A 20,554-nucleotide genomic window follows, 5' to 3' on the forward strand; every position below is an offset into this window, starting at 1 on the left:
TTATCAGCCCCTGGGCGAAACGCAGAGGGATTTAGAGCAACTCGTCCGGCATGAACTCGATCAGCGGTTTGCCGCTGCGCTCGGCGATGCGTACCTGGGCACGTACTCCATAGACTTCGGCAATGGTCTGCTCGGTCAGCACCTGGGCCGGCGTGCCCTGTGCCACCAGTTCACCTGCCTTGAGCAGGTACAGGCGGTCGCAGTAGTGGGCAGCCAGTGGCAGCTCGTGCAGCGCGGCCAGCGTGGTCAGGCCCAGGCTGCGGATCAGGTTCATCAGCTCGAACTGGTGGCGTACGTCCAGGTGATTGGTGGGCTCGTCCAGCACCAGCAGCCTGGTCTGCTGGGCCAATGCCCTGGCCATGAGCACGCGCTGCTTCTCGCCACCTGACAGGGTGGAGAACATGCGCTGTGCCAGCGACTGGGCCTGGACCTGGGCCAGGGACTGGGCGATGATGCGAAAGTCTTGCTCGCTGTCCCGGGCGAAAGATCTCTGGTGCGGCGTGCGACCCATGAGCACCACATCGCAGACGCGCAGATCGAACTCGCTGGCGTTTTCCTGGGTCAGCACCGCCATGGAGCGGGCATTGTCGCGAGCGCTGCGCTGCCAGACGTCCTGTCCGTCTATGCAGACCGTACCGCTCGCAGGCCTGAGCATGCGGTAGATCATGCGCAGCAGTGTGGACTTGCCGCTGCCGTTGGGGCCGAGCAAGCCGACCAGTTCGCCATGCCGGATATGCAGGCTGATGTCCTCGACAATGGAGGCGGCCGCCGTCTGCCAATGCAGGCGGCTGGCCTCCAGCAGGCAGGAAGAGCTGGGTGCGGAACTCACGGATTGTCCTTTTCCCGCACGCTCTTGCGGCACAGCATCCAGACAAAGAATGGGCCGCCCAGCAGCGAGGTGATGACACCCACGGGTACTTCGGCGGGGGCGAAGCTGATGCGCGAGAACACATCGACCCAGATCAGGAAGATGGCGCCTGTGAGCGCTGCCACAGGCAGCACGCGCCGGTGCTCGGAGCCGACCAGCATGCGGGCGACATGGGGCACGATGAGGCCGACAAAGCCGATCGGACCTGTCAGCGCCACCAGCACGCCCGTTACCATCGAGACCAGGACAAATAGCCAGCGCCTGGTGCGGGTGGTGTCCACCCCGAGCGTGGCGGCGGTCTCTTCGCCTGCCAGCAGCGCATTGAGCGAGCGGGCCTGTGCCAGCAGCAGGACCACGCCAGCCGCCAGCAGGGCGGCCGGCAGGCCCAGCTCCTGCCAGCGGGTTCCTGCCAGGCTGCCCAGGGTCCAGGTCAGCACGGAATTGGCCAGCTCGCGCTGATCGGCCGTCAGCACAATCAGGCTGGTAACGCCGCCCAGGCAGTAGGCAATGGCCACGCCACCCAGAATGAGTCGCGATGCCTGCAGTCTTCCATTGGCATGGGCCAGTAAGTACACGGCCACACAGGCCAGCAGCGCACCGCTGAAAGCTCCCAGTGGCAAGGCCAGCTCGCCGGCAAATGCCAGTGCGCCGAAGGCCAGCACGCTCACGGCCCCGACCGACGCACCGGATGAAACGCCCAGCAGATAGGGGTCGGCCAGCGGATTGCGCACCATGGCCTGCATGGCCACGCCCACCAGCGCGAGGCCTGCGCCGGTCAGGGCAGCCAGCAATACGCGCGGCAGGCGCACACGCCAGACAATCTGGTATTGGGCGCTGCTCCAGCTGCCCGAAGGCCAGTCCAGGCCCAGGCGCTGACCCAGCTCATAAGCCGTGATCTGCCAGGCTTGCCCGGGGGCGATCCGTACCGGCCCCAAGGTGATGGCCAGAGTCAGGGACAGCAGCAGCACTGCCGTCAACATGGCCAGCCATAGCTTCAGCTGATGGCGTTGCTGGACGAACATCTGTGTCAACGGCTGGGTCATGGCTGCAGCCGGGCGGGGCTCCAGGCCGGGCAGGGCAGGGTGCCGTCGGAATCGGCAAAAGGCATGGTGCCAGCAGGTCCAAGGCGCAAGGCGCAAGCCTGTGCAAGGTGTCTCATTGTCATCAGCCAAGGCAGACGGTCTGCATGCTGGTGACGAGATCGGGCGGAGGGCGGGCCTCGCAGCCTGTTGCCGTCACGCTGCTCCCCGCAGACGCTCGTTGCACATGCCGACTGCCGGAACTGGGCCCGGGCGGTCAGCGCTCAACAGGCCGGTATCCGGGCTGGCAGATTGCGCGAGGCATGTCACTTCGCCTTCCCGGCGTTGTCGCGCGCCTCGTCGAAGAGGCCACGTAGAACGCCAGTGACGGGCTTGTGCAAGCGCAAAAGCCATGAAGTGGTTTGATCTGCTTACCGTTGCGGGGGCAGCCAAGGCTTTGAACCTTGTTCCCGTTTAACCCGATGAAGCACCGGGCACCTGTCGCATGGAGAAAAAGCCTGCAGCACCGCAGTGCCGAGACTTGTTTCAGCGAAAAATTATATAGCAGCGCATCCAGACATCGTCTGGGAGATATGGGCGACTCCTTTGAGGCGGCGAGGCGCAGAGACGGGGGCAGCCGTCGCGTTCAGCGCGACGCCGGTGCTGGAAGGCACGAAGTTCATGCCCTGTGTCGACACTGTCTGCGATCGATATCCGATCTCCAAACAGGCTGTAGTGGCCTGAAATGTCGGTGGCGGCTGTTTTTTGAGTGGTCGCAGTCAAAACTGAGCTGACATTTGTGCATAAAAATAGAGGCTGAGACAGCCCCTGATTTTGAGGACACCATGAGCATCTGGTCCATCGACGCACAGACCGTCACCCACAGCATTCAGCTCGCTGTTGCGCCGGTTTTTTTTCTGACTGCCGTGGCCGGCATGATTGGCTCCGTTGCGGGGCGGCTGGCCCGCATCATTGACCGCGCCCGCAAGCTGGAGGAAAGCCTGCGCACCCTGGACGATCACGATCTGATCGCGCGCCACCTCAAGGAGCTGCATTTTCTGCGCGAGCGCGGGCGGCTGGCCAATGTCTCCATCGCGCTGCTGACGCTGTGCGGCATGTGCATAGGGCTGACCATCGTGCTGCTGTTCGTGGGTCAGGCCTACGGCGTCAGCGGCCACGGCTATGCCGTTTTCAGCTTCCTGCTGGGGGTGCTGGCCTTTGTGCTGGCGCTGTGCTGCTTTCTTTGGGAGACCATCATGGCAACACGCATTCTGGACTTTCATATGCTCACCCAGGCCAGGGCGGCCGTGCGCCATGTGGAGTCCGAGCATCGCCCCTGATTGCGCTGCGAGACATGTTTTTCCTGCCTCTGATCCTGGTACCCATCGTCTTGCTGATGGCACTCTCTCGCCTCTATCAGATTCCCGTGCAGCTGCGCTCGGGCCGGCTACGGTTGGTCGAGCGCGGCAGGCCGGGCTTGCGTCTGGCCACCTTGCTGGCCTATGTCGGCCTGCTGGCAGGCAGCGGGGCATTGCTTGCGGCCTTGGTGTATGCAAGCTTTTTCGCGGCCGACCGGTGGCCGGCCTATCTGCACCTGGCCCCTTGTCTTGCGCTTTATCCCTTGCTGTATCTGGCGTCCGCATGGGTGTTCTATTACGGCCTGAAAAGCCTGCTGCAGACTGAGCTAGTCCTGCATGGGTTCCAGCCAGGCAGCTGCGGCATGGATGATGCAGTCGGTCAGGCGTTGAAGGCTGGCCTGGGCATTGCGGGTATGGGCCCAGTACATGGGGATGTGGAGGTCTCTGCCCGGAAGCAGTTGCATCAGATCGCCACTGGCCAGTTGTGAGGTAATCAGCTGGGCCGGGTGCATGCCCCAGCCCATGCCCAGTTCCACGGCACGGGTGTAGCCCTGGTTGGAGGGCAGAAAGTGACGCGCATTGTTGCGCCGTCCGTCCAGCCCCAGGCCGTGCAGCCATTGGTCCTGGAGGCTGTCCTTGCGGCCGTAGTACATCATTGGCGCCTTGGCCAGCATCTGGGCCCGCTCCCGGTCTGACTCGGCTTGGGCCAGGTGACGCTGCACAAACTCCGGGCTGGCCACGGCGATATAGCGCATGCGGCCCAGGGGCCAGGTGTTGCAGCCAGCAATCGCAGAGCCCGTGGCCGTGACGGCGGCCATGACTTCGCCTTCCTTGATGCGTTTGGCCGTGTGGTCCTGGTCGTCAATGCTGATGTCCAGCAGTTCGTTGCCGTCCTGCGTGAAGGCCGCCATGGCATCCATGAACCAGGTTGACAGGGAGTCGGCATTGACCGCCAGCTTTAGCGTGGGCAGGGCGGTCTGTCCTTCCGGGATCAGCTCGGGGTTCTTGCGGCGCAAATCGTTTTCCAGCAGCGCTACCTGCTCCACATGCAGGCACAGGCGTCGGCCGGCCTCCGTACCGGTGCAGGGCGTGCCGCGCAGCACCAGCACCTGTCCCACGCGTTCCTCGAGCAGCTTGATGCGCTGGGAGATGGCGGAGGGTGTGACATGCAGCTTGCGCGCCGCACGCTCGAAGCTCCCCTCGCGCAATACGGCGGCAAGTGCTTCCAGTCCTGCATAGTCGAGCATTAGAGTTTCTTCATTGGATTGAGTAAATGTAATTTTACTTAATTGATGCGCAGAGCAAGAATCCGGGCCGGTTTGGAGGAGTCAGCGGCTCATGGACATGACAACTAATTTTTATTCCGCCTGGATTGCAGGCTTTACGGTGTGCGCTTCGCTCATTGTTTCCATCGGCGCCCAGAACCTGTATGTGCTGCGCCAGGCAGTACAGGGCGAGCATGTGAAGGCCTGCGTGGCTCTGTGTGTGCTCAGCGACGGGCTGCTGGTTGCGTTGGGGGTGGCCGGCATGGCGCAGATGCTGACCAGCTATCCGGCATTGGCTCAGTATCTGACGCTGGGCGGAGCCGCATTCCTGCTGGCCTATGGCCTTTTCGCCTTGCGGCGCATGTGGCTGGCCCCGGATGCGGCCATGGAGATTGGCGGGCGCAGGGCGGCGCCGCGCGGGATGACGAGCGTGCTGGCAGCGCTGGCGGCCATCACCTTGCTCAATCCCCATGTGTACCTGGATACGGTGTTGCTGATGGGCTCGATTGGCGCCCAGCAGGAGGGCGCAGGCCGCTGGTCCTATGTGATGGGGGCGGCCTCGGCCAGCTGCCTCTGGTTTGTGCTGCTGGCGATGGCGGGGCGCCGTCTCAAGCACCTGTTTGCCAACCCCGGTGCCTGGCGCGTCATGGATGGCATCACCGGTGTGATGATGCTGGGTCTGGCCTGGTGGGTGGCGAGCAGCGCTTTGGGAATGGAGGTTTGAGTCTCAAGCTGTGCCTGCACCATGCATTGCAGACTCTTTCCCACACTCGTCTTGGCTTTTCAAGCCTCTGCAGCCTGCTCCCACAGACCCACGGCTTCGATGAGGTTCCAGCTATTGCATTCGATGCGGTAGTGGCCTGTGGCTCCGGTTTTCTGGCTCTGGCCCTCGATCACCACAATATGCTTGCCATGACGCCGGGCTTCTGAGATCGGGCGGATCTTGTCGTAGTTGTGCTTCTCGGCAATGTCGCCACGAAAGGCAATCGTCACCTGCTCGCGCCGGGGGAAGTAGTCCTTGGCATATTTGTTCAGGGTGCGATCGGCAACCAGCGTGGCCATATCGGGCGAGGTGGCGGAAGAAGCGTTCATCGTGTCTCCTCAAGAGTGGACTCTTGTTGTGCGCAGAATCTGAGCCGGTTTATGACGCAATTGTTGCATTTTGTTTCCAGTGGCGCCAGTGCCAGTCGCCATGGCAGATGGCAGATGGCAGCCCTCGTTCTGCATCAAATCGGGTCGCACTGCCGAACTGCCTTATGGCGCGGACAGCGGCAGCTGCAGCCCTGTCTTGATGCGCTCCAGCGCGATCGAGGTGCTGTAGCGGCGAATGTTCTCGTCACCTTCGAACAGGCGTTTGCAGATGGCCTGGTAATCATCCATGTCGGTTGCCGTGACGACCAGGATGTAGTCGGTTTCGCCCGTCACATAAAAGCATTGCTGCACCGCCGCTTCGTCGGCGATCCTGGCCCTGAAGCCGCGCGACAGGTCCGGCCTGTCGTTGACCAGCTGCACGGTAATGATCGCGGTCAGCGTACGGCCCACCTTGACGGGCTCCAGCACGGCCACGTTGGCGGCAATCACCCCTGTTTCCTGCAATCGCTTGATGCGCCGCTGCACGGCAGGGGCCGAGAGGTTGATGTGCTCCGCAATCAGGCGCTGTGGCATGAGGTTGTCACGCTGGAGCAGGGCAAGAATCGCGTGGTCAAAGGAGTCCAGGTCGGCAGCAGGCATGGTGTGGGATGGGTTGAGAGCGAAACTTGCAGATTCAATGCTGAAAACGAGCAAATTTCGCGGGTGACATGCAATATCGTACTCACCTATGTCAAAGAACAGCTGGAATCATTGGTGGCCCGTGTTGGCCGTGTTGGGATCGGTCACTGCACTCGGGCTGGGGACTTCGCTGGCCAAGCAGCTTTTTCCCCTGATCGGTGCCCAGGGCACATCGGCACTGCGAGTGGGCTTTGCAGCGCTGATTCTGGTGTGCGTCTGGCGGCCCTGGCGCTGGTCGCTCAACCGTCAGCAGGCACAGGCTCTGCTGGTTTTCGGCATGGCGCTGGGCGGCATGAATCTGATGTTCTACATGGCGCTGCGCGATATTCCGTTTGGCCTGGCCGTGGCCATCGAGTTTTCCGGGCCGCTGGCCGTGGCCATCTACTACTCACGCCGCGCACTGGACTTTGTCTGGCTGGCGCTGGCGGTTGTCGGCCTGGCACTGATTCTTCCTCTGGGCGGCAATGCTTCGGGCCTTAACCTGTCGCCGGTGGGCATTGCCTGCGCGCTCGGGGCCGCCATCTGCTGGGCCTCCTACATCGTGCTGGGACGCAGACTGGGCCATATCCCCAGCGGCCAGGCCGTCTCCCTGGGCTTGCTGTGCGCGGCGTTGGTGGTGGTGCCGTTTGGTGTGGCCGAGGCCGGGCTCAAACTGCTGACGCCGTCGATCCTGCTGTTCGGGCTGATGGTGGCGGCCATCTCCAGCGCCTTGCCTTACTCACTGGAAATGCTGGCTCTGCGCCGCCTGCCGCCTGCCACCTTCGGCATCGCGCTGGCAACCGAGCCAGCCATTGCAGCACTGATGGGCATGCTGCTGCTCAGCGAGAACCTGACGGCCACGCAGTGGACCGCCATTGCCTGCATCATGGCTGCAGCCATGGGTAGTGCCGTGACGCGGCCAGGCGCCAAATCACCCGCAGTGGATGCTTCTGCAGCTACTTCCGGATGAATACCCATGCTATGAAAAGAGATGCTGTTAGCGCTTGCTCATCAATACTTTGCTGAAATATTTCTAGTGAATAACCCTTGAAATTTAAGCAGCAAGCTCTTTTTTCTGTAGCTGCAATGGTTCTAAACGCTGCTTGTTCAGCGTTTTTTATTGCCACCTCGACTGCCTGTAAATCGATGTTCCGATCAGTTTTTCGAGTCGTCGAAATCTTGAATGATGGCAGATAGATAGGGGGCTTTGTTGCTTCAACGAGAGCAGGCTTCTATGCTCATTTCGAGTCATATTTTTTGACCGATTTTTACGCTATCCGGTTTGCGGTTTTGGCTGTCGTGGCTACTGCGTATTTGTAGGAATCTCGGTCTATTCAAATTAGGAGCGAGGTGCTACAACGGATGCACACGGTAACGAATGCCTAGCAACTTTGCGGCACTGATTCGAGCCCTGGTGCCGCCACGGGAGGTCATATGGATGTCATCAGCAATTCTGCAGCACGCTACGTTCGTCTGCGTGAAGAAGAAATGTCGCTGGACGAGTACCTTAGCCTTTGCCAGCGTGATCCCATGGCTTATGCCGGAGCCTCACAGCGCATGCTGTCCGTCATCGGTGAACCCGAAATGGTGGATACCCGCAACGATCCCGTGCTGTCGCGTCTGTTTGCCAACAAGGTCATCCGCCGCTACCCCGCGTTCTCCGAGTTCTACGGTATGGAAGATTCCATCGAGCAGGTGGTGAGCTTCTTCCGCCATGCGGCCCAGGGTCTTGAGGAACGCAAGCAGATTCTCTATCTGCTGGGGCCTGTTGGCGGCGGTAAAAGCTCGATTGCAGAGCGCCTCAAATACCTGATGCAGAAAGCCCCGTTCTACGCGCTCAAGGGATCGCCGGTGAACGAATCGCCACTGGGTTTGTTCGACCCCGTGGAAGACGGTCCGGTGCTGGAAGATGAGTTCGGCATTCCGCGTCGCAGTCTGCAGCATGTACTCTCGCCCTGGGCAGTGAAGCGGCTGGAGGAGTTCGGCGGAGACATTCGCCAGTTCCGAGTGGTCAAGCGCTACCCCAGCATTCTCAAGCAGATAGGCATTGCCAAGACCGAGCCCGGCGATGAGAACAACCAGGATATTTCCAGCCTGGTGGGCAAGGTGGACATCCGCAAGCTGGAAAACTTTTCGCAGGACGACACCGACGCCTACAGCTACTCGGGCGGCCTGTGCCTGGCCAATCAGGGTCTGCTGGAGTTTGTGGAAATGTTCAAGGCTCCGATCAAGGTGCTGCACCCCTTGCTGACGGCCACGCAGGAAGGCAATTACAAGGGCACGGAAGGCTTTGGCGCGATTCCGTTTGACGGTGTGGTGCTGGCACACAGCAATGAAAGCGAATGGAAGGCCTTCCGCAACAACCGCAACAACGAGGCGTTTCTCGATCGTATCTACATTGTCAAGGTGCCTTACTGCCTGCGCGTGAGCGAGGAGGTTCGCATCTACGAGAAGCTGATCCGGGAGTCTTCGCTGGCCAACGCCATCTGCGCGCCCGGCACGCTCAAGATGATGGCTCAGTTCTCGGTGCTCACGCGCCTCAAGGAGCCAGAGAACTCCAGCATCTTCAGCAAGATGCAGGTCTATGACGGCGAAAGCCTCAAGGACACTGATCCGCGCGCCAAGAGCTATCAGGAATACCGCGACTACGCGGGCGTGGACGAGGGCATGGAGGGCATCTCCACCCGCTTTGCCTTCAAGATACTGGCCAAGGTCTTCAATTACGACAGCACCGAAGTGGCGGCCAACCCCGTGCACCTGATGTATGTGCTGGAGCGGCAGATCGAGCGCGAGCAGTTCCCGGCCGAGCTGGAGACCAAGTACATAGGTTTCATCAAGGAATATCTGTCCCAGCGCTATGCCGAGTTCATCGGCAAGGAAATCCAGACTGCCTATCTGGAGAGCTATAGCGAGTACGGCCAGAATATCTTTGACCGCTACGTCACCTACGCCGATTACTGGATTCAGGACAGCGAATACCGCGATACCGATACCGGCGAGGTGTTCGATCGCAATGCGCTCAATGCCGAGCTGGAGAAGGTGGAAAAGCCGGCCGGCATTGCGAATCCCAAGGACTTCCGCAACGAGATCGTCAACTTTGTGCTGCGGGCCAGGGCCAACAACCAGGGCAAGAACCCCAGCTGGACCAGTTACGAGAAGCTGCGCGTGGTGATCGAGAAGAAGATGTTCTCCAACACCGAGGAGTTGCTGCCGGTCATCAGCTTCAACGCCAAGGCCAGTGCCGAAGATGCGCGCAAGCATGAGGACTTCGTCACTCGCATGGAAGCCAAGGGCTATACGCCCAAGCAAGTGCGTCTGCTTTGCGAGTGGTATCTGCGCGTGCGCAAGAGCAGCTGACAGTGGTGTCGGTGGCCCGGCGCGGCCACCGGCAGGACGGTTGAGGACAGCCCCTTGAGATGGGAGCACAGATGGCACTGCATATCATCGACCGCAGGCTCGCAGGCAAGAATAAATCGGTGGGCAACCGCGAGCGGTTTGTGCGGCGTTTCAAAGAGCAGATCGCTGAGGCGGTGCGCAAAGCCGTGTCTGCGCGCGACATCCGCCACATCGATCAGGCGGAAAGCATCACCATTCCGAAAAAAGACATTCAGGAGCCGGTCTTCAGGCATGGGCAGGGTGGTATCCGCGATATGGTGCTGCCCGGCAATCGCGAGCATGTGCGTGGTGATCGCATTGCCCGGCCGCCTGGTGGAGGTGGCGGCTCGGGATCGCAGGCCAGCGATAGCGGTGAGGGGCAGGACGACTTCACTTTCACCTTGACCAAGGAAGAGTTCATGGAGCTTTTCTTTGAAGATCTGGCCCTGCCGCGCCTGCTGCGCAACCACATCGGCAACACCTTGCAATACAAGACAAGGCGCGCCGGCTACAGCCATGACGGCACGCCCAGCAATCTGGCGCTGGTGCGCACCATGCGCGGTGCCCTGGGGCGGCGCATTGCGCTGACCAAAGCTTCGCACCGTGAGCTCAAGGTACTGGAAGAACAGCTTGAAACTCTGCTGGCGCAGGATGACGGCACCAGTGAGGCAGTAGCCGAGTTGCAGCGCCGTATCGATACCTTGCGTGAGCGTATCGGCGCAGTGCCTTTCCTGGAACAGCTGGATCTGCGCTTTCGCAATCGCAGCAAGGTGCCCGTGCCCAGCAGCCAGGCCGTGATGTTCTGTGTGATGGACGTGTCCGGCTCCATGGACCAGGAGCGCAAGGAGCTGGCCAAGCGCTTTTTCATCCTGCTGTATCTGTTTCTCACCAGGCATTACGACAAGATCGAGATTGTTTTCATCCGCCACCACACACAGGCCGCAGAAGTCAGCGAAGACGAGTTCTTTCACTCCACGGAAAGCGGCGGCACGGTAGTCAGCAGCGCGCTGGTCCTGCTCGAACAGATCATCAGGGCCCGCTACCCGGTCAATGACTGGAATATCTATGTCGCCCAGGCCAGCGATGGCGACAACTTCAGTGACGACGGCGGCAAATGCCACAGCCTTCTGGCCGAGAGAATATTGCCGCTGGTGCGCTACTACGCCTACCTGCAAGTGGTGCTCGAGGAGCAGAGTCTCTGGGAAGAGTACAGCCGCCTGCTGCCGCTGTTCCCCCATTTCGCCATGCGCAAGGTATCGGCAGCCAGCGAGATCTACCCGGTGTTCCGCGATCTCTTCAAGAAGGATGGGGTATCGATATGAACCTCAATCTCTATCCCGTGCTGGATCTCAGCGCCAGCAGAAAGGCCGGAAATTCGCATGCCCAGGGCGAGCCTCGCTTTCGCGATGTGCCGCAGGCACCTTTGATGGCATCCCAGCGACCGGCGTCTCCCTTGCCCGACCCCAGCGACTGGACTTTCGAGCTGATCGAGCAGTATCACGCGGCGATTGCGGCCACGGCTGAACGCTACGGCCTGGATACCTATCCGAATCAGCTGGAGATCATCACTGCCGAACAGATGATGGATGCCTATTCCAGCGTGGGCATGCCGGTCAACTACCGGCACTGGAGCTATGGCAAGGAGTTTCTGGCCACGGAGCGCCGCTACCGACGAGGTCACATGGGACTGGCCTATGAGATCGTCATCAATGCCAATCCTTGCATCAGCTATCTGATGGAGGAGAACAGCACGGCCATGCAGGCCCTGGTGATTGCTCACGCGGCCTATGGGCACAACAGCTTTTTCAAGAACAATTATCTGTTTCGCATGTGGTCCGACGCGGGCAGCATCATCGACTATCTCGTCTATGCGCGCGACTATGTGGCGCAATGCGAGGAACGCTACGGCTTCGACACCGTGGAGCAGTTGCTGGATTCCTGCCATGCGTTGTCGAATTTTGGTGTAGACCGCTATTGCCGTCCCTCGCACAAAAGCCTGTCGCGCGAGCGCGCCGAGAGAGAGGCGCGTGAAGCCTATGTGCAGCAACAGGTCAATGTGCTGTGGCGCACGCTTCCTGCCCGAAGGGACAAGGACAAGGACAGCACGACGCAAGGCAGCGAGCGTTTTCCCCGAGAGCCCGAAGAGAACATCCTCTATTTCATCGAGAAGAACGCTCCCTTGCTCGAGCCCTGGCAACGGGAGATCGTGCGCATCGTGCGCAAGATCGCCCAGTATTTCTATCCGCAGCGCCAGACTCAGGTGATGAATGAGGGCTGGGCCACCTTCTGGCATTACACATTGCTCAACACTCTTTATGATGAGGGCTGGCTGACCGATGGCGTGATGCTGGAGTGGCTTTCATCGCATACCAATGTGATCTACCAGCCGCCCGCCGGCCACCGGGCCTTCAGCGGCATCAATCCTTATGCGCTGGGCTTTGCCATGTACCGTGATATTCGGCGGATCTGCGAAAAGCCGACGGAGGAAGATCGCCGCTGGTTTCCCGACATGGCCGGTACGCCATGGCTGCCGGCTCTGCACCACGCCATGCGCAATTACAAGGACGAGAGCTTTGTCGGCCAGTTCCTGAGCCCGCACCTGATACGCGACATGCGTTTGTTCTCTCTGCATGATGACCCTGAGGAACGTGATGTTCTGGTCAGTGCCATTCACGACGAAGATGGCTACCGCACGCTGCGCCAGTTGCTGTCTCAGCAATACGACCTGGGGACGCGCGAGCCCAATATCCAGGCCTGGAGTGTGAATCTGCGTGGCGACCGCAGTCTTACTCTGCGGCATACCCAGTACCAGGGCAGGCCGCTGGCAGAAGATGCACAGGAGGTACTCAAGCATGTGGCTCGCCTGTGGGGGTTCGGCGTGCATCTGGAAAGCGTCAACGGAGATGGCGAGACACCGGTTTTGCTGCACTCGGTGCCTGCACCCTCGCATTGAGAAATCTCAGGTGGTAATTGCTTTAAGTCATTGCATGTAAAGCGCTATATGCAATCAAATTAAAAGCAAAAAGCGCTGCTACTGCAGCGCTTTTTCTGGGGCAGGACGTCAAGTGTGGCCGATGGCCGGTTCTGTCCGGCCCGGGGCCACAGCAGGTGTCTGTACCCGCCGCACCCTTCGCAGCACGACCGCCATCCCCTGTCTAGGAAGGCTGCGCCAGCGCTTCGAAAGGCTTGGCGAATCAGAACGCAGGAACCACAGCGCCCTTGTACTTTTCCTGGATGAATTTCTTGGTGTCTGCAGAGTGCAGAGCGCTCATCAGCTTGGCAATGTCGGCACCGTTGGCGCGATCCTTGCGGGCCACCACGATATTGGTGTAGGGCGAGTCGGCACCTTCGATGAACAGGGCATCCTTGGTGGGGTTGAGCTTGGCTTCGATTGCGTAGTTGGTGTTGATCAGAGCCAGGTCGACATCAGCCAGGGCGCGGGGCAGCAAAGGCGCTTCCAGTTCCTTGAACTTCAGCTTCTTGGGGTTCTTGACGACGTCCAGAGCAGTGGGTGTCAGGCTCTTGGGGTCCTTGAGCTCGATCAGGCCATGCTTGGCCAGCAGAATCAGTGCACGGCCGCCATTGGAGGGGTCGTTGGGAATGGCCACGGTAGCGCCATTCTTCAGATCCTTGATGTTCTTGATCTTGCTGGAGTAGGCGCCGAAGGGCTCCACATGAACCTTGCCGTTGGGTACGGCCACCAGCGAGGTCTTGCGGTCCTTGTTGTAGCTGTCCAGATAGGGCTGGTGCTGGAAGAAGTTGGCATCCAGCTGCTTGTCTTCCACCGCTGCATTGGGCTGCACGTAGTCGCTGAACTCCTTGATTTCCAGATCGATACCCTGAGCCTTCAGCGCGGGCTTGATGTGATTGAGGATTTCGGCGTGAGGAACGGCCGTGGCGCCCACCTTGAGCACGTCAGCAGCCTGGACCGACAGCGCCAGAGTGGCAATAGCGATAGCAGAGAGAGCTTTCTTCAACATTGGTTCTGACCTTTTTCAGCAAGTTGCAATAAATTCCGGGCCTCATCTGGACCGCAGTGAACTAAGGTGCATAGTCTAGTGCCGTGCATCAACGTCTGCAGGACATTTTTCTTATTTGGTTATAAGAGCGTCGTTTTTTATACAAAATTTCATTCCGATTGACTGTCATGAATGCCGAAATGCTGGAGCGCCTGGTGCGCGTGCCTATGCCTTATGGCAAGTACAAGGGCCGTTTGATTGCCGATCTGCCCGGTAACTACCTCAACTGGTTTGCCCGCGAGGGCTTTCCCAAAGGAGAGATCGGTCAGTTGCTGGCTTTGATGCAGGAGCTTGATCACAACGGACTCAGTGGCTTGCTGGAGCCCATTCGCAAGGCTGCAGGGCTGCCGCCAAGAGCACAGGAATAGGCCGCAGAGAGGGCCTCTGCAGTGATGGCGCCAGGCGGCTGAAATACCCTGCTTTGGCCCCGAAGGCGTTGTCAATCCTCGGTTCTGGACATGTACGGATGCAGCTGGTCACAGGGGCGGCCTCAAGCCTCGGATTCTTGCGAGAGGCCCGAATGCTGAACAATGCGTCCCTTGCCTGCATGTTTGGCTGAGTACATGGCCTCGTCCGCACTCTGCATCAGGTTGGCCGAGGAACTACCTGCGGTGCTGATGGAAATACCGATGCTGCTGCCGACTTGCACCATCACTCCACCATCCAGCGCAATGGGCTGGCGCACGGCCTCCATGCAGCGCTTCATGACAGACATGGCCTCACCGGAAGTTCGCAAGCCGGATAGCAGTACCACGAACTCATCGCCGCCCAGGCGGGCAACGCAGTCGCCGGCACGAGCCTGGGCCGTCAGGCGGGCAGCCACCACACGTAAAACCTCGTCGCCTGCGTCGTGACCCTGGGTGTCGTTGACCTGTTTGAAACCATCCAGGTCCATGAAGCACACGGCAAGCATCTGGCCGTCGGCCAGTTCCTGGTTCAGCGTTTCCTCAAGTGCTCGGCGGTTCGCCAGACCCGTCAGAGCGTCGTGGTTGGCAAGGTGGTTGGCGGCTTGTTCACCTCGCTTGAGGGCGTCGATGTCCACCAGAATCCATAGCGACTCTTCGGCATTCAGCAGTGTGCCGGATGCATCCACCCACAAAAGCTTGCCCTCGGCATTCTGCACCTGGAACTGCGCGTGAAATTTGCCCCGAGCCAGCAAGGAGGCATAGGCTTTTTCGCCGATACGCCTGTAGGAGGCTTCGTCAGGGTAAAGCATGCGCGTGGATGCGCCTTGCAGTGCAGCTGCTGGCTGCTTGAGCAGACGACGCATGGCGGGGTTGGTCCAGATGATCTTGCGCTCGCGCAGGCGAGCCATGCCGATCAGGTCATTGTTGATGACCAGCTCCTGCTCTTTGCGAATGCGGCGTTCACGCTGCTGCAGTCGGTACAGGGCGACCGAACCCAAAGCAATCAGGGCAATGCACAAGCCGGCTAGACCCCATGCACGCCAGGCGGAGGCGCGCCACATGGCCATATAGGCCTCCGTACCCAGCCCGGTAAACACCGTCAGAGGATATCCGGGCAGCCGATGGTAGGCCGTGATGCGCTCCACGCCATCGATCAGGGTCGGTGTGATGTACCAGCCTTCCTCGCTGTTGCGGCTGATGGCCTGGTGATATTCAGACGAGACAGCGGCCTTGCCGATACCCGCGTCGGCATCCTGGCTTGCAGCTGGATAGCGTGCGACCAGCAGTGCCTGATCGGTGCGCAATGCCATGGCGCTGCTGGTGCCGAACGACTGGCGCTGGAATAGCTGGTGAAAATGTTCGGCCGCGACTATGGCATAGACGATGCCCTGGAACTGGCCGCCCTCGGCCTGAAGACGTCTTGCCAGCACGATAGACCATTTTCCGAAGGAGTGGCTGATCAAAGGCTGGGACACCACCATTCGGTCCGTTTCGCGGGCTTGAGCGAAATAGGCGCGCTCTGCCACTGAAAACGGCACATCAATTTCGCTGGGAGTGATGAGTACCTCGCCAGCACTGTCTGTGATGCGCAGGGCGGTGACAAAAGGAATCAGGGCACGCTGCTCCTGAAGCATTTCGTACAAGGCAAAGTTGGCAGCGGAAAGGCCGTCAAGGCTGCGCGTGCGGTAACGACTGGCAATCGATGACAGAGCGTTGTCTACCTGTCGCACCTCGGCAGCCATCTCCAAGCTCAGGCTGCGTGCCTGGTGCCTGGTTACGGCTACTCCCAGGTCCATGTCCGCGCGGTAATTGGCATGAACGCCAAGCCACGTGGCAAAGCACAGCAAGGCCGCTACCAGCAGGTTGCCGAGCACGATGCGATGCAAAAGCTTGTGAGAGCGAAAGCTAGTCATCTTGATTCTTGAGGTTCTTGAATACCAACCTGGATAGGAAACAGCTCGGTTCCCGACATTTGCATCAATCAGCTGCCGAGTAAAGCGTCGCAGAGCTCAACAGCGCAATGGTCTTGCAATCATCCAACAGGTGCCGGGAGGTTGATGCGAGCAGGTGCCAGAGAGGGTGTGCCGCGTGCGTGAATGGTCAGTAGTGGAGTTCCAGCCATCGATGTATTCCTGGTGAGTGATTGTGCAGGGCCGGGACCTTCCACCATGCTTGTCGCGGGCACAAGGCGATGCGGTCGGCAGAAGATGGAGCCGAAGCATATGCGGAAATAGTGAAGGCATTGAGAAACCTGAAATGAGAATTGATATCATTTAAGGTCTGTTTGAGATTTACCCCCATTGCACCATGTCCGTTGTCGAAACAGCCTCCCATCGTGAAGTCGCCGCGCTCTACACAGATCATCACGGTTGGTTGCAAGGCTGGTTGCGCCGAAAGGTGGGCAATGCCTTTGATGCAGCAGATCTGACGCAAGACACTTTTGTCCGAATCCTGGGCGTGCGTGAGCCGCCGCGCATAGAGTCGCCGCGCGCTTATCTGACCACAGTGGCCAAAGGGGTACTGGTCAACTGGTGTCGGCGGCAGGCGCTGGAGCGTGCCTATCTGGAGGCTCTGGCCCTGTTGCCCGAACCTGAAGCGCCGTCGCCTGAGCACCGGGCCCTGGTGCTGGAGGCCCTGCATGAGATAGATGCCATGCTTGATGCCTTGCCGCCGCTGGTACGACGCACTTTTTTGCTTTCACAGCTGGAGGACATGAAGTACGGAGATATCGCCTTGCAGCTGGGCGTGTCGCTGACCAGCGTCAAGCGTTACATGGCCCAGGCTTTCAGGCAGTGTCTGGCGCTGATGGAATGACTGCAATGGATGCACGTTTGCTGGACGAAGCTGCGGACTGGCTGGTCCGTCTGAACGATGAAGGCCTGACGGCTGCCGAACGCATCGCCTTGGAGCGCTGGCGCCAGGCCAGTCCCGCCCATGAAGGCGCCTGGATGCGGGCCGAGCGGCTGATGGACAAGCTGGGCGGGTTGCCGCCGGCGCTGGCCATGCCGGCGCTGGGCCGATCGCAGCGGCGCAGCCGACGGGCCGCTGTGGCCAGGCTGGCGGTTTTGCTGGCCGCCGTGCCTGGTGGCTGGATGAGCTGGCGTGTGGCACAGCAGCAGGGGTGGGCCGCTGATCTGCGTACTGTCACGGGCGAGCAGCGCCGCGTGACATTGGCCGATGGCAGTCGTTTGCTGCTGGATACAGGAACGGCCGTCGATATCCGGTTTGATGCTCATCAGCGCCTGATACATCTGCACCGGGGCTCCATCCTGCTGGAAACTGCTGCCGATCCCAGTGGCGTGGATCGGCCGTTGCTGGTGGCGACGGCCGTAGGGCGCCTGAGGGCGCTGGGCACACGCTTTTCGGTGCAGCAAAACAGCGAGGGCAAATTCGTGGATCTGGCCGTAACCGAGGGTGCGGTCGAAGTCACATTACTCGGAGCCTCCCGGCCCGCGCTGGTGGTGCCCGCGGGCAGCTGGGCGAGGTTGACTGCGCTGGGCACAGGGGAGCTGCAGACGGTACGACCGCAGCAACTGGCCTGGGCGCACGGCATGCTGGTGGCGGACGCCATGCCCATGGCAGAAGTCTGCACTCAGTTGTCGCGTTACCGGCCCGGCCTGCTGCACTGTACCCCGGAGGCTGTGTCCATCAAGGTGTCGGGCGCGTATCCCTTGGCCGATACCGACCGGGCCTTGGCCATGCTGGCCGAAACCTATGCCGTGACGGTGCATCGGCGTTGGCAGGGTTACTGGGTCACGGTGGCGGCCAGCTGAGTTCACAAGCAAGGCACCTTAAAAAATGCACGAAGGTGAGACTTTCTTGAAAGTTGTTTGGCAAGCAAGGTGAACCACTCATTTTTGCTTCCAAAGGACTGTCTTTCATGCCTGCTTCCATGGCCTCCCGTTCCTTATCGAATCCTGTATTCAGCCCCGTTGCGCGCGCCGCGCAGCTTGCCTTGCTGGGCTGGGCGCTGGCGGCGACCACCGTGCAGGCTGCCGAGCCGCCCGCAGCCGGGCAGGCTCAGGCTTACCGGATAGAGGCAGGGCCGCTGGGCCGGGTGTTGTCCGAGGTGGCAGCTACGGCCGGCATGGCGCTGTCGTTCGATCCTGCGCTCACACAAGGTCGGCAAAGCCCGGTGCTTTCCGGCAGCTATACGCCGCGCGAGGCACTGCAGCGCCTGCTGGCTGGCAGTGGGCTGGAGCTGGTGTCGCGTCCCGGCGGCAGCTACACCCTGCAAAGGCAGACCGTGGCGCCCGTCTCGAGTGAGGAGGGCAGCGTCCTGTCCGAAGTGCGCGTCACGGCTCAGGCCGAGCGCAGCGGCACCACGGAAGGCACGGGCAGTTACACCCAGACCGGTCCCAGCCGCACGGCCACGGGTCTGGGCTTGACACTGCGCGAGACGCCCCAGTCGGTAAGCGTGATGACACGCCAGCGGATGGATGACTTCAAGCTGGAGACGCTGGCCGATGTGCTGGAGCAGACGCCCGGCATAGGCGTCTATCGACAGAACAACGCGACGGACTTTCAGGCCCGCGGCTCGGAGGTGAATCTCCAGGTCGACGGCATGTCCCAGCTCAGCAATGGCTGGTACTTTGTCACCAGCACCATGTATGCGCTGGACGATATGGCGGAAATGGACCGCGTCGAGGTTCTCAAAGGCTCGTCGGGACTGGTTGTCGGCAAGGGCGGCTATGGCGCCACAGTCAACCTGATCCGCAAGCGTCCCACACGCGAGTTCCAGGCCAGCGTGCGCGCCAATGCCGGCAGCTGGGATACCTATCGAGCGCAGGCCGATATAGGCGGCTCGCTCAACGAGGCGGGGACGCTGCGTGGTCGTGTGGTGGCCTCCATGACGGATGCGGGCAGCTTTCGCGACAACGAAAAGAGCAACAGCAAGATGCTGTTCGGCACGCTGGAGGCCGACCTCACCCCCGATACCCTGCTGAACCTGGGCATCACGCTGCGCCAGCGCGAGGCACGCGGCTTCGGCACGACCCGACCCATACAGCGCTACACCGCAGCGGGTGCCGAAGTGGGGCTGATGCCGCGTTCGTTCAACAACGGTGCACCCTGGTCGGGCTATGAACAGGAAAGCACCGAGCTGTTCGGCAGCGTGGAGCAGCGTCTGGCCCATGACTGGACGGCAAGTCTGAAGTTCTTCCATCAGAGCGTGAAGATGGACGACATGATGCTGGGCTACCTCTGGAACAGCACAACCGCTGCCTATCTGCCATGGCAGGACGTGGAAAACCGCAACTGGTCGGTCAACCTCGATGTCAAAGGTCCTTTCACCCTGCTGGGCCGCACACACGAGTTGCTGGCCGGCGTGGGCATGTCGCGCTACCACAGCGGCCTGCTCTACGGCAGCTCGAAGAATGTCCCGCTGGCCAATCTGGGCCTGAGCTATGCCCAGGGCGGCGGTGCGCTGGCCCAGCCCGACTTCGGCAACTGGAACTACGACCGGCATGTCTTCAATCAGCGCCAGCGCTATGCCTATGCTGCAGGGCGCTTCCGTCTCGCAGATCCGCTGCAGCTGATTGCGGGCATGCGCGTGACGCAGTACCGTCAGCATGATGTGACGCCAACCTGGTGGAATTACGATATGCGCGAAACCGTCACCACGCCCTATGCGGGCCTGGTCTATGAAGTGCATCCCCAGGTCTCGCTGTACGGCAGCTACGCGACCATCTTCAAGCCGCAAAGCGCCCAGGACGAGCAGGGGCGTACCCTAGATCCCGAGCAAGGCAAGACCTATGAGGTCGGGGCCAAGGGCGAGTTCTTCGACAAGCGGCTCAACGCCAGCATCGCTCACTTCTGGATGAAGACCGATAACTCGGCCGAGGAGACAGGCGGTTTCACCCCTGGCGGCGACATGGCCTACCGTGCCGTCAGCGGTGCCACGCGGCGCGGCTGGGAGCTGGAACTGTCGGGTGAGCTGGCGCGCGGCTGGCAGGTACAGGGCAGCCTGGTGCAGCAAAACAGCTCGCTGACCAGCTCCAGCCAGTATCCCAAATACCAGCTCAAGCTCGGCAGCACCTACCGCTTCGAGGGTGGATCACTGCGCGGCCTGACGCTGGGCGCGGCCACTCGCTGGCAAAGCAAGACCTCGACCAGCGACAGCCGCAACACTCTGGCGCAGCAGTCCTATGCAGTGCTGGATCTGATGGCCCGCTACCAAGTCGACAAGCATCTGTCGCTGAGCCTGAATGTGAACAATCTGCTGGACAAGAAATACTTTGCCGGCGTCAGCAGCCTGGGTGGCCTGTACTACACCTGGGGTGCGCCGCGCAGCGTGAACGTGGGTATGCGCTACGACTTCTGAGTGCAGACAGTGCTCCAGCCCTGGGGGCTCCCGGTGCAGTCGGCCTGAGAGCAGCGGCGCTCCAGGCTGGCGATCTCTGCTGCCGCTGCCATGGTTCAGCCAAGGCTCCGTGCGGGCTGGCGGTGTCAAGCCTGCGCCGCCGCAGGCCCTGCCGCTGGAACCGGCCTGTGCC

At 60.8% G+C, this 20,554-nt stretch carries 17 protein-coding genes and 1 riboswitch; of the genes, 10 read left to right on the forward strand and 7 right to left on the reverse strand.

Annotation, left to right across the window (positions count from 1 at the left end; genetic code table 11):
• Window positions 1-31: 31 nt before the first annotated feature.
• Both NOX35_RS11085 and NOX35_RS11090 read right to left on the reverse strand, forming a co-directional pair.
• Window positions 32-829 carry an ABC transporter ATP-binding protein gene (locus tag NOX35_RS11085; protein ID WP_256496630.1) on the reverse strand — a complete coding sequence of 266 codons (798 nt, stop codon included), beginning with the start codon at window positions 827-829 and terminating at the stop codon, window positions 32-34.
• Window positions 826-1,890 (reverse strand): iron ABC transporter permease, encoded by a 1,065-nt coding sequence (locus NOX35_RS11090; protein ID WP_182287172.1) that lies wholly within the window; start codon window positions 1,888-1,890, stop codon window positions 826-828. Before NOX35_RS11090 ends, NOX35_RS11085 begins: the two co-directional genes overlap by 4 nt.
• Window positions 1,891-2,159: 269 nt before the next feature.
• Window positions 2,160-2,404, reverse strand: a riboswitch (cobalamin riboswitch).
• Between the two features lie 328 nt (window positions 2,405-2,732).
• Here NOX35_RS11090 and NOX35_RS11095 point away from each other — a divergent pair.
• Window positions 2,733-3,227, forward strand: coding sequence for a DUF2721 domain-containing protein (locus tag NOX35_RS11095; protein WP_003062966.1), 495 nt, complete (start codon window positions 2,733-2,735; stop codon window positions 3,225-3,227).
• Between the two features lie 344 nt (window positions 3,228-3,571).
• Here the strand turns inward: NOX35_RS11095 and NOX35_RS11100 are convergent, their stop codons facing one another.
• The gene (locus tag NOX35_RS11100; protein ID WP_182286708.1) at window positions 3,572-4,492 is read right to left on the reverse strand and encodes an HTH-type transcriptional regulator ArgP; all 921 of its coding nucleotides are present in this window, start codon (window positions 4,490-4,492) and stop codon (window positions 3,572-3,574) included.
• A 91-nt stretch (window positions 4,493-4,583) separates the two neighbouring features.
• On the opposite strand from NOX35_RS11100, the gene NOX35_RS11105 reads away from it, so the two are divergent.
• Complete coding sequence (locus tag NOX35_RS11105; protein ID WP_182286709.1) at window positions 4,584-5,234, forward strand: LysE/ArgO family amino acid transporter; 651 nt, start codon at window positions 4,584-4,586, stop codon at window positions 5,232-5,234.
• A gap of 59 nt (window positions 5,235-5,293) precedes the next feature.
• On the opposite strand, the gene NOX35_RS11110 is transcribed toward NOX35_RS11105, so the two are convergent.
• On the reverse strand, window positions 5,294-5,602 hold the full coding sequence (locus NOX35_RS11110) for a hypothetical protein (RefSeq protein ID WP_182286710.1): 309 nt from the start codon (window positions 5,600-5,602) through the stop codon (window positions 5,294-5,296).
• Window positions 5,603-5,764: 162 nt separating this feature from the next.
• Window positions 5,765-6,241 (reverse strand): Lrp/AsnC family transcriptional regulator, encoded by a 477-nt coding sequence (locus NOX35_RS11115; RefSeq protein ID WP_043004189.1) that lies wholly within the window; start codon window positions 6,239-6,241, stop codon window positions 5,765-5,767.
• A gap of 88 nt (window positions 6,242-6,329) precedes the next feature.
• Here NOX35_RS11115 and NOX35_RS11120 point away from each other — a divergent pair, with 88 nt between their 5' ends.
• The 4 genes from NOX35_RS11120 (at window position 6,330) to NOX35_RS11135 (ending at window position 12,587) form a co-directional block, all read left to right on the forward strand.
• Complete coding sequence (locus tag NOX35_RS11120) at window positions 6,330-7,229, forward strand: EamA family transporter (protein ID WP_256496631.1); 900 nt, start codon at window positions 6,330-6,332, stop codon at window positions 7,227-7,229.
• Window positions 7,230-7,693: 464 nt separating this feature from the next.
• A complete protein-coding gene (locus NOX35_RS11125; RefSeq protein ID WP_182286712.1) occupies window positions 7,694-9,616 on the forward strand; it encodes a PrkA family serine protein kinase in 1,923 nt (640 codons plus the stop codon).
• 71 nt (window positions 9,617-9,687) lie between these two features.
• A complete protein-coding gene (locus NOX35_RS11130) occupies window positions 9,688-10,956 on the forward strand; it encodes a YeaH/YhbH family protein (RefSeq protein WP_256496632.1) in 1,269 nt (422 codons plus the stop codon).
• Window positions 10,953-12,587 (forward strand): SpoVR family protein, encoded by a 1,635-nt coding sequence (locus NOX35_RS11135; protein ID WP_003062951.1) that lies wholly within the window; start codon window positions 10,953-10,955, stop codon window positions 12,585-12,587. Before NOX35_RS11130 ends, NOX35_RS11135 begins: the two co-directional genes overlap by 4 nt.
• Before the next feature lie 241 nt (window positions 12,588-12,828).
• Here the strand turns inward: NOX35_RS11135 and NOX35_RS11140 are convergent, their stop codons facing one another.
• Complete coding sequence (locus NOX35_RS11140; protein ID WP_182286714.1) at window positions 12,829-13,614, reverse strand: MetQ/NlpA family ABC transporter substrate-binding protein; 786 nt, start codon at window positions 13,612-13,614, stop codon at window positions 12,829-12,831.
• 167 nt (window positions 13,615-13,781) lie between these two features.
• Between NOX35_RS11140 and NOX35_RS11145 the strand changes: the two genes are divergently transcribed.
• Window positions 13,782-14,021: a DUF3820 family protein gene (locus NOX35_RS11145; RefSeq protein ID WP_182286715.1), complete on the forward strand. Its 240-nt coding sequence runs from the start codon at window positions 13,782-13,784 to the stop codon at window positions 14,019-14,021.
• Between the two features lie 122 nt (window positions 14,022-14,143).
• On the opposite strand, the gene NOX35_RS11150 is transcribed toward NOX35_RS11145, so the two are convergent.
• Window positions 14,144-15,973 carry a sensor domain-containing diguanylate cyclase gene (locus NOX35_RS11150; RefSeq protein ID WP_256496633.1) on the reverse strand — a complete coding sequence of 610 codons (1,830 nt, stop codon included), beginning with the start codon at window positions 15,971-15,973 and terminating at the stop codon, window positions 14,144-14,146.
• Between the two features lie 394 nt (window positions 15,974-16,367).
• On the opposite strand from NOX35_RS11150, the gene NOX35_RS11155 reads away from it, so the two are divergent.
• From NOX35_RS11155 to NOX35_RS11165, 3 genes are all read left to right on the forward strand, one after another.
• Window positions 16,368-16,874 carry a sigma-70 family RNA polymerase sigma factor gene (locus tag NOX35_RS11155; RefSeq protein WP_256496634.1) on the forward strand — a complete coding sequence of 169 codons (507 nt, stop codon included), beginning with the start codon at window positions 16,368-16,370 and terminating at the stop codon, window positions 16,872-16,874.
• A gap of 5 nt (window positions 16,875-16,879) precedes the next feature.
• On the forward strand, window positions 16,880-17,833 hold the full coding sequence (locus tag NOX35_RS11160; protein WP_256496635.1) for a FecR domain-containing protein: 954 nt from the start codon (window positions 16,880-16,882) through the stop codon (window positions 17,831-17,833).
• A 107-nt stretch (window positions 17,834-17,940) separates the two neighbouring features.
• Window positions 17,941-20,382: a TonB-dependent siderophore receptor gene (locus NOX35_RS11165; protein WP_182286719.1), complete on the forward strand. Its 2,442-nt coding sequence runs from the start codon at window positions 17,941-17,943 to the stop codon at window positions 20,380-20,382.
• Window positions 20,383-20,554: the final 172 nt, after the last annotated feature.

The sequence above is a fragment of the Comamonas sp. C11 genome, assembly GCF_024496285.1.
Lineage (GTDB): Bacteria > Pseudomonadota > Gammaproteobacteria > Burkholderiales > Burkholderiaceae_C > Comamonas > Comamonas testosteroni_F.

What these genes read in the sequence shown, in the direction of transcription:
- NOX35_RS11090 (WP_182287172.1), bottom strand. Translation starts at nt 1,890, where the DNA reads ATGTTCGTCCAGCAACGCCATCAGCTGAAGCTATGGCTGGCCATGTTG.
- NOX35_RS11095 (WP_003062966.1), top strand. Translation starts at nt 2,733, where the DNA reads ATGAGCATCTGGTCCATCGACGCACAGACCGTCACCCACAGCATTCAG.
- NOX35_RS11100 (WP_182286708.1), bottom strand. Translation starts at nt 4,492, where the DNA reads ATGCTCGACTATGCAGGACTGGAAGCACTTGCCGCCGTATTGCGCGAG.
- NOX35_RS11105 (WP_182286709.1), top strand. Translation starts at nt 4,584, where the DNA reads ATGGACATGACAACTAATTTTTATTCCGCCTGGATTGCAGGCTTTACG.
- NOX35_RS11110 (WP_182286710.1), bottom strand. Translation starts at nt 5,602, where the DNA reads ATGAACGCTTCTTCCGCCACCTCGCCCGATATGGCCACGCTGGTTGCC.
- NOX35_RS11115 (WP_043004189.1), bottom strand. Translation starts at nt 6,241, where the DNA reads ATGCCTGCTGCCGACCTGGACTCCTTTGACCACGCGATTCTTGCCCTG.
- NOX35_RS11120 (WP_256496631.1), top strand. Translation starts at nt 6,330, where the DNA reads ATGTCAAAGAACAGCTGGAATCATTGGTGGCCCGTGTTGGCCGTGTTG.
- NOX35_RS11125 (WP_182286712.1), top strand. Translation starts at nt 7,694, where the DNA reads ATGGATGTCATCAGCAATTCTGCAGCACGCTACGTTCGTCTGCGTGAA.
- NOX35_RS11130 (WP_256496632.1), top strand. Translation starts at nt 9,688, where the DNA reads ATGGCACTGCATATCATCGACCGCAGGCTCGCAGGCAAGAATAAATCG.
- NOX35_RS11135 (WP_003062951.1), top strand. Translation starts at nt 10,953, where the DNA reads ATGAACCTCAATCTCTATCCCGTGCTGGATCTCAGCGCCAGCAGAAAG.
- NOX35_RS11140 (WP_182286714.1), bottom strand. Translation starts at nt 13,614, where the DNA reads ATGTTGAAGAAAGCTCTCTCTGCTATCGCTATTGCCACTCTGGCGCTG.
- NOX35_RS11145 (WP_182286715.1), top strand. Translation starts at nt 13,782, where the DNA reads ATGAATGCCGAAATGCTGGAGCGCCTGGTGCGCGTGCCTATGCCTTAT.
- NOX35_RS11150 (WP_256496633.1), bottom strand. Translation starts at nt 15,973, where the DNA reads ATGACTAGCTTTCGCTCTCACAAGCTTTTGCATCGCATCGTGCTCGGC.
- NOX35_RS11155 (WP_256496634.1), top strand. Translation starts at nt 16,368, where the DNA reads ATGTCCGTTGTCGAAACAGCCTCCCATCGTGAAGTCGCCGCGCTCTAC.
- NOX35_RS11160 (WP_256496635.1), top strand. Translation starts at nt 16,880, where the DNA reads ATGGATGCACGTTTGCTGGACGAAGCTGCGGACTGGCTGGTCCGTCTG.
- NOX35_RS11165 (WP_182286719.1), top strand. Translation starts at nt 17,941, where the DNA reads ATGCCTGCTTCCATGGCCTCCCGTTCCTTATCGAATCCTGTATTCAGC.